12 protein-coding genes and 1 riboswitch are annotated in these 14,363 nt (G+C 69.6%); of the genes, 4 read left to right on the forward strand and 8 right to left on the reverse strand.

The genetic code is table 11. From position 1 onward, the window contains the following. Positions 1-2: 2 nt before the first annotated feature. Positions 3-1,502, reverse strand: a complete 1,500-nt coding sequence (locus PUT80_RS24270; protein WP_275293590.1) for a CoA-acylating methylmalonate-semialdehyde dehydrogenase — start codon at positions 1,500-1,502, stop codon at positions 3-5. Positions 1,503-1,680: 178 nt separating this feature from the next. Continuing rightward, positions 1,681-1,867: riboswitch (cobalamin riboswitch) on the reverse strand. Between the two features lie 61 nt (positions 1,868-1,928). Further along, positions 1,929-3,329 (reverse strand): short-chain fatty acyl-CoA regulator family protein, encoded by a 1,401-nt coding sequence (locus tag PUT80_RS24275; protein WP_275293591.1) that lies wholly within the window; start codon positions 3,327-3,329, stop codon positions 1,929-1,931. A gap of 131 nt (positions 3,330-3,460) precedes the next feature. Between PUT80_RS24275 and PUT80_RS24280 the strand changes: the two genes are divergently transcribed. From PUT80_RS24280 to PUT80_RS24290, 3 genes are read left to right on the forward strand one after another with little or no spacing between them, the layout of a single operon-like run. Continuing rightward, positions 3,461-4,942 (forward strand): MmgE/PrpD family protein, encoded by a 1,482-nt coding sequence (locus tag PUT80_RS24280; RefSeq protein ID WP_275293592.1) that lies wholly within the window; start codon positions 3,461-3,463, stop codon positions 4,940-4,942. Beyond that, a complete protein-coding gene (prpB, locus tag PUT80_RS24285; RefSeq protein ID WP_275293593.1) occupies positions 4,942-5,835 on the forward strand; it encodes a methylisocitrate lyase in 894 nt (297 codons plus the stop codon). The genes PUT80_RS24280 and prpB overlap by 1 nt, the downstream gene beginning before the upstream one ends. A gap of 30 nt (positions 5,836-5,865) precedes the next feature. Then, on the forward strand, positions 5,866-6,984 hold the full coding sequence (locus PUT80_RS24290) for a bifunctional 2-methylcitrate synthase/citrate synthase (RefSeq protein WP_275293594.1): 1,119 nt from the start codon (positions 5,866-5,868) through the stop codon (positions 6,982-6,984). A gap of 5 nt (positions 6,985-6,989) precedes the next feature. On the opposite strand, the gene PUT80_RS24295 is transcribed toward PUT80_RS24290, so the two are convergent. The 6 genes from PUT80_RS24295 to PUT80_RS24320 are packed head-to-tail and all read right to left on the reverse strand — an operon-like array spanning position 6,990 to position 13,239. Continuing rightward, a complete protein-coding gene (locus PUT80_RS24295; RefSeq protein ID WP_275293595.1) occupies positions 6,990-7,787 on the reverse strand; it encodes an ECF transporter S component in 798 nt (265 codons plus the stop codon). Then, positions 7,784-9,331 carry an ABC transporter ATP-binding protein gene (locus PUT80_RS24300; RefSeq protein ID WP_275293596.1) on the reverse strand — a complete coding sequence of 516 codons (1,548 nt, stop codon included), beginning with the start codon at positions 9,329-9,331 and terminating at the stop codon, positions 7,784-7,786. The genes PUT80_RS24295 and PUT80_RS24300 overlap by 4 nt, the downstream gene beginning before the upstream one ends. Continuing rightward, positions 9,328-10,416: an energy-coupling factor transporter transmembrane component T gene (locus PUT80_RS24305; protein ID WP_343076900.1), complete on the reverse strand. Its 1,089-nt coding sequence runs from the start codon at positions 10,414-10,416 to the stop codon at positions 9,328-9,330. Before PUT80_RS24305 ends, PUT80_RS24300 begins: the two co-directional genes overlap by 4 nt. Next, the gene (locus PUT80_RS24310) at positions 10,413-11,240 is read right to left on the reverse strand and encodes a hypothetical protein (protein ID WP_275293597.1); all 828 of its coding nucleotides are present in this window, start codon (positions 11,238-11,240) and stop codon (positions 10,413-10,415) included. Before PUT80_RS24310 ends, PUT80_RS24305 begins: the two co-directional genes overlap by 4 nt. Next, a complete protein-coding gene (locus tag PUT80_RS24315; RefSeq protein ID WP_275293598.1) occupies positions 11,237-12,688 on the reverse strand; it encodes a prenyltransferase/squalene oxidase repeat-containing protein in 1,452 nt (483 codons plus the stop codon). Before PUT80_RS24315 ends, PUT80_RS24310 begins: the two co-directional genes overlap by 4 nt. 17 nt (positions 12,689-12,705) lie before the next feature. Continuing rightward, positions 12,706-13,239: a hypothetical protein gene (locus PUT80_RS24320; RefSeq protein ID WP_275293599.1), complete on the reverse strand. Its 534-nt coding sequence runs from the start codon at positions 13,237-13,239 to the stop codon at positions 12,706-12,708. 611 nt (positions 13,240-13,850) lie between these two features. On the opposite strand from PUT80_RS24320, the gene PUT80_RS24325 reads away from it, so the two are divergent. Next, positions 13,851-14,096 (forward strand): hypothetical protein, encoded by a 246-nt coding sequence (locus tag PUT80_RS24325; RefSeq protein ID WP_275293600.1) that lies wholly within the window; start codon positions 13,851-13,853, stop codon positions 14,094-14,096. Positions 14,097-14,363 lie beyond the last annotated feature (267 nt).

Raw genomic sequence — 14,363 nt, forward strand, 5'->3', positions numbered from 1 at the left:
CCTCAGTCCATCGTCGGGATGACGAAGCTCGCGTTTTCCTTGGTCCCGGAGGGCCAGCGCGAGGTGACGGTCTTGGTCTTGGTGTAGAACCGCACCGCATCCGGGCCGTGCTGGTTCAGGTCGCCGAAGCCGGACCGCTTCCAGCCGCCGAACGTGTGGTAGGCGATCGGCACCGGGATCGGCACGTTCACGCCGACCATGCCGGTGTCGACCCGCGACGTGAAGTCGCGGGCGGTGTCGCCGTCGCGGGTGAAGATCGCGACGCCGTTGCCGTATTCGTGCTCGCTCGGCAGCCGCAGCGCCTCCTCGTAGTCGGCCGCGCGCACCACCGCGAGCACCGGGCCGAAGATCTCCTCGCGGTAGATCCGCATCTCCGGTGTCACCTTGTCGAACAGGCAGCCGCCGAGGAAGAAGCCGTTCTCGTGCCCTTCGACAGTGACGTCCCGGCCGTCCACCACCAGCTCCGCGCCCTCGGCGACGCCGATGTCGACGTAGTCGCGCACCCGCTGCACCGCGGCCGAGCTGACCAGCGGGCCGAAGTCGGCGGTCTCGTCCAGCGCGGCGCCGACCTTGAGCGTTGTGACGCGGGCGGCCAGCCGTTCCACCAGCGCGTCGGCGGTCGCTTCGCCGACCGGCACCGCGACCGAGATCGCCATGCAACGCTCCCCCGCCGAGCCGTACCCGGCGCCGACGAGCGCTTCCACAACCTTGTCGAGGTCAGCGTCCGGCATCACGATCAGGTGGTTCTTCGCGCCGCCGAAGCACTGCGCGCGTTTGCCGTGGTCCGCAGCCTGCGAATACACGTACTGCGCGATGTCCGACGAACCCACGAAGCCGACGGCCTCGACCCGCGGATCGGTGAGCAGCGCGTCCACGGCTTCCTTGTCGCCGTTGACCACCTGGAACACGCCCGGCGGCAGGCCAGCTTCGAGAAACAGCTCGGCCAGCCGCAACGGCACCGACGGGTCGCGCTCGGACGGCTTGAGCACGAACGCGTTGCCGCACGCCAGCGCCGGCCCCGCCTTCCACAGCGGGATCATCGCCGGGAAGTTGAACGGCGTGATCCCGGCGACGACGCCCAGCGGCTGGCGCATCGAATACACGTCGATCCCGGTGCCCGCGCTGTCGCTGAACTCGCCCTTGAGCAGGTGCGGGATGCCGATCGCGAACTCCACGACCTCAAGTCCGCGCTCAATGTCGCCGCGCGCGTCGGCGACGGTCTTGCCGTGTTCGGACGAGAGGAGCCGCGCCAGGCTGTCCTCCTCCGCGCGGACCAGGTCGACGAACCGCATCAGCACGCGGGCGCGGCGCTGCGGGTTCCATCGCGCCCATTCGCGCTGTGCCTCGGCGGCCACGCCGACCGCGGCGGCGACTTCTGCCGCGGAGGCCAGCGGGACCCGTGCCTGGACCGTGCCGGAGCTGGGGTCGTAGACGTCGGCGAACCGCCCGGACGTGCCAGGAACCGGTTTGCCGCCGACGAAGTGCGTGAGTTCAGCAGTCACAACGAAGCCTTTCGGAAAGAGCGCAGGAGAGAGCCGCCACACGGAAACCGCGCGGCGCGACAAGCACCGGATCCCGCCGCGGCACGGCAGGACGGCGCGGACCTACCGCAGCGGCGGCGGGTCGGCGTCTTTCACGCAGGCAGGGGTCAGCCACATGCGTTCTGCTCCATCCTCGTGGACGAACACGGACGTCCACAGCCGGTATCCTGGCTCCCGGATCTGCCCCGTCCCGGCCTTCCCGGCTCTCGCCAGTGGCCTTTCCCGCGTGGGACGGCACTCCCCGGTCACAGTGGCGGGACCGCGCCGGATTCGCACCGGCTTCCCTGCACCGTGGACCTGTGGACACCATAAAGTAGGAAGTCCAAGTATGTCGAGAGTGGCGCACCCCTCATCCGGGCGGCCGATCCGCCGCTAGGCTGCGCGCGCTCATCCCAGCGGCGGGTACGGCAGCACGCTGCTCGTGTGGTCGGCCACCCGCAGCGGGCGGCCGATCGCCGGGAACGCGCGCTGCGGGCACGCCGGGCGCTCGCACACTTTGCAGCCGATGCCGATCGGGGTCACCGCCGCGTCCTTCCCGAGCGCCAGCCCGTCGGAGTACACGAGCCGGTTCGCGTGCCGCAATTCGCAGCCAAGGCCGATCGCGAACGTCTTGCCCGGTTCGCCGTGCCCGCCCGCCGCACGCGTGACCGTGCGGGCGAGCCAGAAGTACTTCTTGCCGTCCGGCAGTTCGGCGATCTGCGTGACGATCCGGCCCGGCGAGGAAAACGCCTCGTAGACGATCCATAGTGGACACGAGCCGCCCGCGCGGGAGAAGTGGAATCCGGTGGCCGACTGGCGTTTCGACACGTTGCCCGCGCGATCGACCCGGACGAACGAGAACGGCACCCCGCGCGCGCCGCGACGCTGCAAAGTGGACAGTCGATGGCACACAGTCTCGAAGCCGACGCCGAACTCCCCGGACAACAGCGTCACGTCGTAGCGAAGTCGTTCCGCTGCACCGAGAAACACTCGATACGGGAGCACCAGCGCGCCCGCGTAGTAGTTGGCGAGGCCGATCCGCAGCAGCCGTCGCGCGGTTTCGTCGGCGAACCCGCTGCTGGCGGCGAGCCGGTCGATCTCGGCACCGGACTCCAGCATCGCCAGTTCGGACCCCAGCCGGAACGCGACCTGTCCCGGCCGGAGCATCGGCGAGAGCTGCAGAACCTTGCGCCGACGGTCGAAGAAGTGTTGCCCAGTACCGAGCTGCTCGGCGACCACCCGCACGCCGTGTCGTTCCTTCAGCGCGGTGACCAGCCCCGCGCGCACTTCGCCGGGATGCAGCCGCAACTCCGCCGCGAGGTCTTCCGCGGCTTGGTCAAGCGTGCCGACGTGGTTGTTGCGGGCGTAAAACCAGTCGCGGACCTTCTCGTGCGGCTGCTGCACCGTCGTCTGGTCCACTCCCTGCTCCGCAGTGAGCGCGGCGATGTTCTCGACCGCTTCGCGATAACGGCGGTGCAGCGCGACCATCGTGCGGGCGACGCCCGGCAGTTTCGCGGTCAGTTCGTCCATTTCGACCGGTGAGATCGCACCGTCCACCGTGTCGTCGGCGAACACCTCGCGCACGTCCGCGACCAAGCGGACGGTGTCCTGCGGCGCGAAGAACTCGGCGTCCACGCCGAAGTGCTCAGTGAGCTTCAGCAACACCGGCAGGGTCAGCGGACGGCCGTTGTGTTCCAGCTGGTTCACGTAGCTGGGCGAGATCTCCAGCAGCCGCGCCAGGTCCGACTGGGACAGCGACCGGTCCTCGCGCAGCTGCCGCAGCCGCGCCCCGGCGTACATCTTCTCCACACACTGACTTTAACAACTGTTACAAGACCCGAGCCAACCTTCACAAGACTTCACCGGCGCGAGCGCTGGCCACGTAACCGCGCGAGTGCCACGCTGACAGCCAAGCCGCACAACATTCACAAAGGAACGCGATGACCGACCACACCGTCCGCACCTACCGGTCCGCCGAGCCGCTGCCGCGCGAAGAGCAGCTGGCCTGGAAGCTGGCGTCCGTCGCCACCGATCCGGCGCCGGTGCTGCCCGAGGTCGCCGACATGGTGGTCAACCGGGTGATCGACAACGCCGCGGTCGCCGCCGCCTCGCTGTCCCGGCGGCCGGTGTCCGCCGCCCGCGACCAGGCGCTCGCGCATCCGGCCAGCCCCGGCGCGGCCGTGTTCGGAGTCTCCGGCCGGTACTCCCCAGAGTGGGCCGCGTGGGCCAACGGCGTCGCGGTCCGCGAACTGGACTATCACGACACCTTCCTCGCCGCCGACTACTCGCACCCGGGCGACAACATCCCGCCGATCCTCGCCGTCGCACAGCACACCGGCCGCACCGGAGCCGACCTGGTCCGCGGGATCGCCGCCGGGTACGAGCTGCAGGTCGACCTCGTCCGCGGAATATGCCTGCACGAGCACAAGATCGACCACATCGCGCACCTCGGGCCGTCGGTCGCCGGCGGCCTCGGCGCGCTGCTGCGGCTGGACACCGAAACCGTGTACCAGGCGATCGGCCAAGCGCTGCACACCACGACGACCACCCGCCAGTCCCGCAAGGGCGAGATCTCGTCCTGGAAGGCCTACGCGCCCGCGTTCGCCGGGAAGACCGCGATCGAGGCGGTCGACCGGGCGCTGCGCGGCGAGGGCGCGCCGAGCCCGATCTACGAGGGCGAAGACGGCTTCATCGCCTGGCTGCTCAGCGGCCCGGAAGCGCGCTACACCGTGCCGCTGCCCGAGCCCGGCGAGCCCAAGCGGTCCATTTTGGACACCTACACCAAGGAACACTCGGCGGAGTACCAGAGCCAGGCGCTGATCGACCTCGCCCGCAGGCTCGGGCCGCGGATCGGCGAACTGGGCAAGGTGGAACGGATCGTGATCCACACGAGCCACCACACGCACTACGTGATCGGCTCCGGCGCGAACGACCCGCAGAAGTACGACCCGAACGCCAGCCGCGAAACGCTCGACCACTCGATCCCGTACATCTTCGCGGTCGCTCTCCAAGACGGCAGCTGGCACCACGAAGCCTCCTACGCCCGGGAACGCGCGACCCGCCCGGACACCGTGGAGCTGTGGCAAAAAGTGTCCACTGTGGAGGATCCAGAGTGGACCCGGCGCTATCACGAGCCGGAACCGGCGTTCGGCGGCCGCGTCGAGGTCACCTTGGCCGACGGGACCACGATCACCGACGAGATCGCCGTCGCCGACGCCCATCCCGCCGGGGCCCGGCCGTTCGCCCGCGAGCACTACGTGGCGAAATTCCGCACCCTCGCCGACGGGGTGATCGCCCAGGCGGACCAGGACCGGTTCCTCGACGCCGTGAGCCGACTGTCCGAACTGGACGCCGACGAAGTTCGCGAACTCGCTCTGCCGTCGGCAATCGACGCGACCCCGAAGACGAAGGGGATCTTCTGATGCTCCACGCCACTCCCCCAGCCGCGGAGAAGCGCGCCGGGTTCCGCGAAGCCCTCGGTTCAGGACGGCTGCTCCGACTCCCCGGCGCGTTCAACCCGCTCAGCGCGAAGCTGATCGAACGACGCGGCTTCGACGGCGTCTACATCTCCGGCGCGGTCCTGTCCGCCGATCTCGGCCTGCCCGACATCGGACTCACCACCATCACCGAGGTGGCCGGGCGCTCGCAGCAGATCTCGCGCGTCACCGCGCTGCCGACGCTGGTCGACGCGGACACCGGGTTCGGCGAGCCGATGAACGCCGCCCGCACCGTCCAGCTGCTGGAAGACGCCGGGGTCGCCGGGATGCACCTGGAAGACCAGGTGAACCCGAAGCGATGCGGCCACCTCGACGGAAAGGACGTCGTGGACCGCGAAACCGCGGTCAAGCGGATCAAAGCCGCCGTCGACGCCCGCCGCGACCCCAACTTCGTCATCGCCGCGCGCACCGACGCCAAAGCCGTGCACGGCATGGACGAGGCAATCATCCGCGCGAAGGAATTCGCCGACGCGGGCGCGGACCTGCTGTTCCCCGAGGCGATGGCCGACGCCGCCGATTTCGAGAAGCTCCGCAAGGCCGTCGACATCCCGATTCTGGCGAACATGACCGAATTCGGGAAAAGCGAACTCCTCGACGTGACAACGCTCGAATCCGCGGGCGTCAACGTGGTCATCTACCCGGTGACCCTGCTGCGCCTGGCCATGCACGCCGCGGAAACCGGCCTGCGCACGATCACCGAAGAGGGCAGCCAAGCGTCGCTGCTCGAACAGATGCAGCACCGCCGCGACCTTTACGACCTGCTCGACTACTCCGAATACAACGCCTTCGACGAGAACGTTTTCAACTTCCGCGTCTGACCCGGCGCGCATTCCTTCAAGGGGACACCTATGTCTGCACCCGCTATCCACAAAGGACTTGCCGGAGTCGTCGTCGACACCACCGCGGTCTCCATGGTCAACCCGGACACCAACTCGCTGACCTACCGCGGCTACCCGGTCCAGGACCTCGCCGCGCACTGCAGCTTCGAAGAGGTCGCCCACCTGCTGTGGCACGGAGAACTCCCGACGGCAGACCAACTGGCCGAGCAGAACGCGATCGAACGCGCCCACCGCGCGCTGCCGCACGATCTCGTCCTCACCCTGCTCGCCCTGCCCGAATCCGCGCATCCGATGGACACGCTCCGCACTGCGGTGAGCATCCTCGGCGCGAACGACCCGGACGAGGACGACAACAGCCCCGCCGCCAACCAGGCCAAGGCGCTCCGGCTGTTCGCCGCGCTGCCGACGGTCGTCGCGCTCACCCAGCGCCGGCGCCGGGGCCTGCTCCCGCTCAACCCGCGCGACGACCTGGGTTACGCCGAGAACTTCCTCTATCTGGCACTGGGTTCGGTGCCGGAACCGGCGATCGTCCGCGCGTTCGAGACCTCGCTGGTGCTCTACGCCGAACACAGCTTCAACGCGTCCACCTTCACCTCGCGCGTCGTGACCTCGACACTGTCCGATCTGTACAGTGCGGTCACCGCCGCGATCGGCGCGCTCAAAGGACCGCTGCACGGCGGCGCCAACGAAGCCGTGATGGAGACGTTCGAGGAAATCGGCTCCGCGGACAACGCCGAGAAATGGCTCGAGACGGCACTGGCGGAGAAACGCAAGATCATGGGCTTCGGCCACCGCGTCTACAAGAAGGGCGACTCGCGCGTCCCGACGATGCGCCAGGCCCTGCAGGTCGTCGCCGAACTCCGCGACGGGCACCGGCTGCTGGACCTGTACGAAGCTCTCGCGCGGGCGATGTACGCGGAGAAAGGCCTGCACCCCAACCTCGACTACCCCGCCGGACCCGCCTATCACCTGATGGGCTTCGACACCCCGGTGTTCACGCCGATCTTCGTCGCCGCCCGCATCACCGGCTGGACCGCGCACATCACCGAACAACTCGCGGCGAACAGCCTCATCCGCCCGTCCAGCACCTATAGCGGGCAGGCTCAGCGCGCCGTCGCCCGAGCCTGATCGCGTCACGCCCGCGCGTCGTGGAATTCCGCCGGCGTCTCGAAAGCGGCCCGCCGCGACGCGCGGCGCAGTGTCGCCAGGACCAGCGGGCCGAACACCGCTATCGCCACGACGTTAGTCACTGCGCGGCCGGTGTCCCAGCCCAGAGAGGTCGCCGCGTCGAAGAGGAAGTAGTGGCCGAAGTTGGTCAGTGTCGAGGCGTTGGGGTCGAAGGACAGGGCGGTGTGCGCGCCGAGCGCGAACGGCCAGAACGAGAGGTTCAACGCGAGCCCGTATCCGAAGGCGGACACCGCGCCGTACGCCGCCAGCAGGACGATTTCGAGACGGCCCTTGGCGCGGGGAAGCAGTCCCGCGCCAAGCCCGACCCAGGCGCAGCCGAACATCTGGAACGGAAGCCACGGCCCGATCCCGCCGGTCAGCAGTGCCGAGGCGAACAGCGACACCGCGCCGAGGGTGAAGCCGAACCCAGGGCCGAACACCCGTCCGGCGAGCACCAGCAGGAAGAAGACGGTCTCGATGCCGCCTGCACCGGCCCCGAGCGGACGCAGTGCTGCGTTGACCGCGGCCAGCACTCCCAGCAACGCCAGCGCTTTCGCGTCGATCCCGCCGTCTGCCAACTGGGCCAGAAGGACGCCGAGCACCAGTACCAGGAGCAGGCCGAACACCAGCGGCGCTTCGGCGGCCGCATCGGCCAGCAGCGTGCCGGGAGCGACGAAGAACGGCCAGCAGAACGCGGCGACGCCCAGCACGGACGACACAACCAGCAGGACCGCCGACCAGCGGCCGATGCGCACCGGGCTCACCGCAGCGCCTCGGCCACCTGGTCGACGGTCAGCCAGCCGCCGCCGAGGATCTTCGCCACCTGCGGGGCGAACAACGGCGACGACACCACCACGTCTGCGGTCGGCCCGTCGGCGACTACTTCGCCGTCGGCGAGCACCACAGCCCGATCACACGTCTCCGCCACGAATTCCACGTCGTGCGTGGCGATCAGGACCGCGCCAGGAAAGGACCGCACCAGCGCGGTGAGCCGCTGCTTGCCGGGGTAGTCGAGGCCGCGGGTCGGTTCGTCGAGCAGCAGCACCGCGGGGTTGGCGGAGAGTTGCACGGCGAGCGCGAGGGCGAGGCGCTGGCCTTCGGAAAGGTCGCGCGGATGCGCGTCCGGGTCGATGCCGGGGGCCAGTTCGTCCAGGATCTCGCGAGCGCGGGCAGAGCCCAGTTCTTCGCCGACGGTGTGCAGGTACAGCAGATCGGCCGGGGACTGCGGGACCAGAGCGGCGAGTTCCCGGCGCGGCAACGGCTTCAGGTTCGCGGGATCCGTCCCGCGGATCGCGACCTCGCCGCGGTTCCGGGTGCCGCTGCCCTGCAATGCCCACAGCAGCGACGACTTGCCGGAGCCGTTTCGCCCCATCAACGCCACCGTTTCCCCGGCTGCCGCGCTCAGCGACACTTCGCGCACAGCGACCGTGCCGCCGTATTGGACCACGACATCTCGGCTGGACAACGTCTTCGCGCCGGTCTCGAGTGGTGGCGGCACCGGTGCCGCGGGAAGTTCGGCGCGCAGTGGCTGCGCCCGGCGGCGGGCGTCGCGGACCGACAAGGGCAACGGATCCCACCCGGCGAGCCGCCCCAGCGCGACCACCGGCGGGGCGATCGGCGCGGACCGCATCGCCTGGGCTGGCTCGTCGACGGTCACCCGGCCGCCGTCCACGGTCAGCACCCGGTCGGCGTACTGCAGCACTCGTTCCAGCCGGTGCTCGGCGATCAATACGGTGATGCCGAGGTCGTGGACCAGCCGGGTCACGACGGCCAGGACTTCTTCCGCCGCACCGGGGTCCAGCGCGGAGGTCGGTTCGTCGAGAACCAGCACCCGCGGGCCGGCGGCGAGCACGGAGCCGATCGCGACCCGCTGCTGCTGTCCGCCGGACAGCGTGCGGAGCGGACGGTCCCGCAGCTCCGCGATGCCCAGCAGGTCCATCGTCTCCTCGACCCGCTTGCGCATCACGTCGGCGGGCGCGCCCAGCTGTTCCATGCCGTAGGCCAGTTCTTCCTCCACCGAATCGGTGACGAATCCGGCGACCGGGTCCTGCCCGACCACTCCGACCACCGCGGCCAGCTCGCGCGGCCGATGCGTGCGGGTGTCCCGGCCGGCGACGGTGACCCGGCCGGCCATCCGCCCGCCGGTGAAGTGCGGCACCAGCCCGTTCACCGCGCCCAGCAGCGTCGATTTCCCGGAACCGGTGCGGCCCACCACCAGGGCCAGCTCGCCCTCGTCGATGCGCAGGGAGACGTCGCACAGCACCGGTGTCCCCCGGTAGGCGATGCTCACCTCGCAGAAGTCGATCACCGCAGCACTCCCTGCCGGTACCGCGCGGTCAGCGCGGGCGGGGGCGGTGCGGCGACCGCGGGCAGCAACCCGGCGAGAATCCCGGCCAAGGCCAGCACGTCCATCCCCGGTGCCAGCAGCGGCGGGTTCAGCACGACCGGATCCGCCGACGCGACCAGCACGACCACGACGACACCGGACGCCGCGACCGCCCACTCCGGCACCGACCAGGGATCCGGCCGGTAGCGGCTCCGCTGGACCCGTCTCCCGCCGAGATAAAGCCCCAGGCAGCACACCGCCGCGCCCGCGACCAGCATCGGCGGCCCGTAGCTGTGCTGGTCGGCGGCCAGCAACCCGTAGCTGCCCACGCACAAACCGAGCAGGCCGGCCAGCATCAGCGCCGCGGCGGTGCGTCGCGCGGCCGCGGACCGCTCCCGGCTCTGGCCGTAGCCGCGCGAGTCCATCGCCGCAGCCAGCGCGATCGCCCGGTCCAGCGCGTCGGCCAGCACCGGCAACGCCACCGTCCGGAACAGTTTCCCGGTGGTTCCGCGCAGCGCTCGGGCACGCATGATCCGCTGGCCGCTCTCGATCAGCTGCGGCGCCACCGTCAGCGCGATCACCACGGTGGTGCCGATCTCGTACAAGGCACCGGGCAGCATCCGCAGGACCCGCTTCGGATTGGCGAGCGTGTTGGCCGCGCCGACGCACACCAGCAACGTGGCCAGCCGCAAACCGTCGTAAGCGGCGCTCAGAATGCCCTCCAACTCGACCGGTCCGCCGAGGCGCACCCCGGCCATCCAGTGCGGCAGCGGAATCTGCGGCACTGTGAACAGCAGATGCCCGCCCCCGGTGAAGGCGGAACCGAGCAGAATCCGGAACAGCACCCGGAACCCGATCACCACCAGCGCCAGGACCAGGTACGCGCGAAAACCCCGCGCCCACGGGGCCTCCCCGCGCCGGAGCGCCACCACGAGCCCGGCCACCGCGAGAATCAAGCCGAGCAGCAATGGGTTCGTGGTCCTGCTGGCCGCCGTCGCCATGCCGAGCGCCCAGATCCACCACGCCGCGGGATGCAGCATCCGCGGCAGCGCGGCGGCGCCGATCACTCCGCCGCCCGTTTGCGGCGGCGCCGGACCACGATCGCGGCAAGGATTCCCAGCAGCCAGATCGCCCCGAACGCCACCACCGGCAACGTCGGGAATCCAGTCGTGGCAACGGCATCGGACGCGGCCGCCGCCGGTTCCGGAGCGCTACTCGATCCCGATGGCCGAGAAGACTCCGCCGGGGCGGACACGTTAGCCTGCATCGACGGCGGCTCGCTCGGCGCGATGGCTCCGGAACTCCGCGGCGGCTGCGCGCCCGCAGACGCCTGCTGCAGCGGTGCGCTGTCCCCTGTCGGCGGACCGTTCTGCGCACCCGGGCCCACTACACCGCCTTGCGGGCGAGGCTGTCCCGCCGGGGCGACCAGCGCGGTCACCGCAGAGTGCGGCGGCTGCCCGCTCCCGAACGACCATCCCTCGACCTGGCCTGCTCGCGGGGTTGCGCTCATCGCGCCCTCGTTGCTGTACTCCCACCGGTTCGTGCCGACGTTGCCGTCCCAATACGACCAGTACGCCGTGGTCGGCGGAGTATCCGTGCACGGCTCCACCGCCGGCGAGGGCCGATCGTCGATGCGACACACGAAAGCCGGACCGTCGTGCACGGTTCCGGCGGTACGGAATCCTGCCGCGCGCAACGCGTCATATCCGGTTTCGGGCGGTGTTCCCAGACAACGCTGCACCACTCCCCCGCCGAGAGATCCGAAGTCCACGACCACCAGCACCCCGGAAGTCGCCGTGCACGCCGGTGCCGCCGCGACAACAGGCGCTGCGACGACGGCACCGCCCATCGCCAAAAATCCGGCCGGCAGCACCGCCGTCCACCGCCTCACGACCGGGATCCCTTGCGCCGCACCAGGAACCAGAACGTGCCCGCGGCGAACAGCAACCCGGCCAGTACCGCTGCCGCGACACCCTCCGGGCCGGTCCAGAACGACGCCGGGCGGGACTCGAGCGCTCGCGCCTGCCCCACCCGATCGGGCGTCGAGGCGGTCACCGGCACCGGCTGTGCGCTCGGCGCCGGGGCAGGGGGGCCACTCGCAGGCACATTCAAGACTGTGGTCGACACCGCGGGCGGTTCCGGCGCCACCAAGTCGGTCCGCGGCGCGGCGACGGGCCTGCCACCGGACTTGCCGACAACCGGGCCCGGAGCACCGCGCACCGGGATGCCCGGAGGCGCGTCGTCGTGCGGCGGGTTGCCGGGCGGGCGCGGCGGCACCGGGCCGGGAACCGCGGCGGCCAGGCCCAGCAACGCCTGCGCAGTGGCCCGGCGCAGGCCGTCCTGCTTGCCCAGGTTGTCGGAGCCGCTGGGCTTGAGCCAGAAAGACTTCGCGTCACGGTTGATCGTGTCCAGATCTGTCTGGCTCTTCGCGATCGCGCCGGCCATCGCCGGAACCGGCACGCTCTGCGGCACCTGCATGGCGGCCAGCCACCCGGTCGCCCGCGAAGCCGCCTTGCCGTCGCCACCGAGCGCCAGCGCCATCGCGGCCAATCCGGAGGAGTTGGTATTCACCTGCGCCGGGTTCTTCGGATCCGCGCTGAACGCCCCGGTCACGGGATCCTGCTGAGCACGCAGCCAGCCCAACGCCTTCGCCACCTGCGGTTGGTGGCCGCCGATCTCAACGAGCGCCCACATCCCCATCGCGGTGGTGTCCGCGCTGACTTCGGCGTCCGACGCGCACTGCCCGGTCGCGTCGCCGACCGGCACGTTCAACCGAAACCCTCCGCCCGGACACTGCTGGCGCAGCAACGCCGCCGCACCCGCGGGATTGCCGATCCCGGCCTTGCGCAAGCCGATCAGCGCCAATGCCTGGCTGAACACGTTGGCCGGAGTGCGTGCCCCGCTGGCCGCGGTGTCCTCGAAAGCACCCGCGGAATTCTGCGCCGCACTGAGCCGCGCGACGAGGTCGATGTCCTTGCCCGCACTGTCTTTCCCCCACTGCCGCGGATTCACGCCCTGATCCGCGGCCACGATCATGTCCTTGCCCAGGACGCCCGCCGACACGATCGTCGCGCTGAAGAAATTCGCGCGCAGCTTCGCGGTCGCCTTCGCCTGGACGGCAGGCGCCACTCCCGCCCGGTGCAGGGCCAGCAGCGCATCGGCCATCAGCCCCGCATCGTTGTTGCCGGGCGAGGTCGGGCTCGGAAAAGCATTGTCGAGCCTGCCGAACTCCCGAGCCAGGAACTCCCCAGCGGCCGCGGCGGGCCCGGCCGCCTGCGGCGCGGGCACCGCCAGCCCGGGTGCCGGAAACGCCGTGGCCAGCGCCAATGCGCAGGCCACCGCACCGGCACCCTGCCTCACGAACCGGTCCAGTTCGGGTCCTTCGCCTGTGCCAGCGTCAAGCTCATCTGATTCGGGTCCGACGCGGTGCCCGCGCCGAAGGAGAATCCGAGCACAGTGCCCGGCGCCGGGTCCGACGTGTCCACGCCGTCGTCGGCATAAGTCCAGTTGGCGTTCTGGGCGTCCGGCACCCAGTACGCCCAGTACGGCGCGCCCGACACGAACCCGGTGCACGGGTCAGCAGAACTGGACGGACGAGCGTCGATCCGGCACAAGTACTGGTAGGGGCCCTGCTGCCCCTGGCCGGTCCCGTGCACGGGAGCGAACCCGGCCTCGCTCAGCGCCTCGAAAGCGGTCTCCGGGTCGCCGGCGACGCAACGTCTCGTCACCTTCGCCCCCGCGAAATGCGTAGCGTCCACCACGACAGTCACACCCGAAATGCCCTGGCACGGGCCGTCGGTGTACGACGCGGGCGCGGCAGCAGCCGGAGAGGAAACGAAGAAGGGAACCGCGAGCACACTGATCGCGGCAGTCTTGGCCAGGGAGAACAATAGTCATGTCCTTTGCGGTGAGTGGTCTGAACGCGACCCGTCACCGCGACACCCCAGTCAAGCGCACGCGCGGCCGGGCCCCGTTCCGTAGTCTTCGACGGCAGGAGCCACTCGTGACCATCAGGCATTCCGACTTGCCCGCCATGAAGCGGACCTACGGTTGCGAGTCAGCGCCGGCTCTTGCCCGGCTTCCCCCGACAGTCACGGTATTCGGTTGTACAGAAACCAAACGCTAGCACCCTAGCTACCTGATCCACACCGCTGACCAGGTAACTCACTCAAAGCGAGCAAGCGATGACCGTCCGTTTAAGGCCCTCCCTTCGACCCTGCACGAATTCGACGCTTTCCGAAGCAGCGACGCTGACCGACGCTCCGCGACCCAGATAGACCACCTCCGCACGACCTCGCCCGACACGGCGAAGCCGATTGTCCAAAGTGGATGACACTGCAGGCGTTCACCATGAGCAGAGCTGCGACAACCGGCTGGTTCAACAGCCGATGCCCCGACTGTCCGAGACAGCGGAACCGCCAATCAACGCGAAAACCGCTGGCGACAACGACTTGGAGCGGTTATCCCACCGCAAACGAGACCCCGAAGGAAGGAAAACGCTGTGCGCGCGTTGATCATCGAACCGCAACACTCGAACGCGCTCGAGGTCTGCGAGGTGTCCGAGCCGACACCTGCGCAGGGCGAATTACCAGTCCGTCCACAGCAAGCGGAGCGAGATGAGGAAACAACCTTTTCAGACCCTGATCTTCGCACCACCAACAGGATCGACTACGCCACCGACCGGCCGACCACCGGTCGCTGTCCGATCACGGACTTCAAGCCAGAGCCAGATCCATCTGGCCGTTGACAGCCGTCATCAAGCGCTGCGCGCGAGCGAGGGAAGCGACGGCTTCGCATCGACCTCGCAGCAAGTTCTAGCGGCAGCCTGGCTCCACGTGGGCTCGCGAGGAGAAAGCTTGTGATCAGAAGTGCGGGATCGCGGCGCTGTGAGGTTCACCCCGGGTAGTGGACACCGAGTTAGCAGGATCAGTCGTCCTGCTGAAAGGATGTCCTCATGCCTCCTCGCAAGCGCCGGTCGTACACGGCTGAGTACAAGGTCGAGGCTGCTCATCGC

The sequence above is a fragment of the Amycolatopsis sp. La24 genome (genome assembly GCF_029087445.1).
In the GTDB taxonomy this organism is placed as follows: Bacteria; Actinomycetota; Actinomycetes; order Mycobacteriales; family Pseudonocardiaceae; genus Amycolatopsis; species Amycolatopsis nivea.

Coding starts and splice junctions, on each gene's coding strand:
- PUT80_RS24290 (WP_275293594.1), top strand. CDS start 5,866: ATGTCTGCACCCGCTATCCACAAAGGACTTGCCGGAGTCGTCGTCGAC.
- PUT80_RS24280 (WP_275293592.1), top strand. CDS start 3,461: ATGACCGACCACACCGTCCGCACCTACCGGTCCGCCGAGCCGCTGCCG.
- prpB (WP_275293593.1), top strand. CDS start 4,942: ATGCTCCACGCCACTCCCCCAGCCGCGGAGAAGCGCGCCGGGTTCCGC.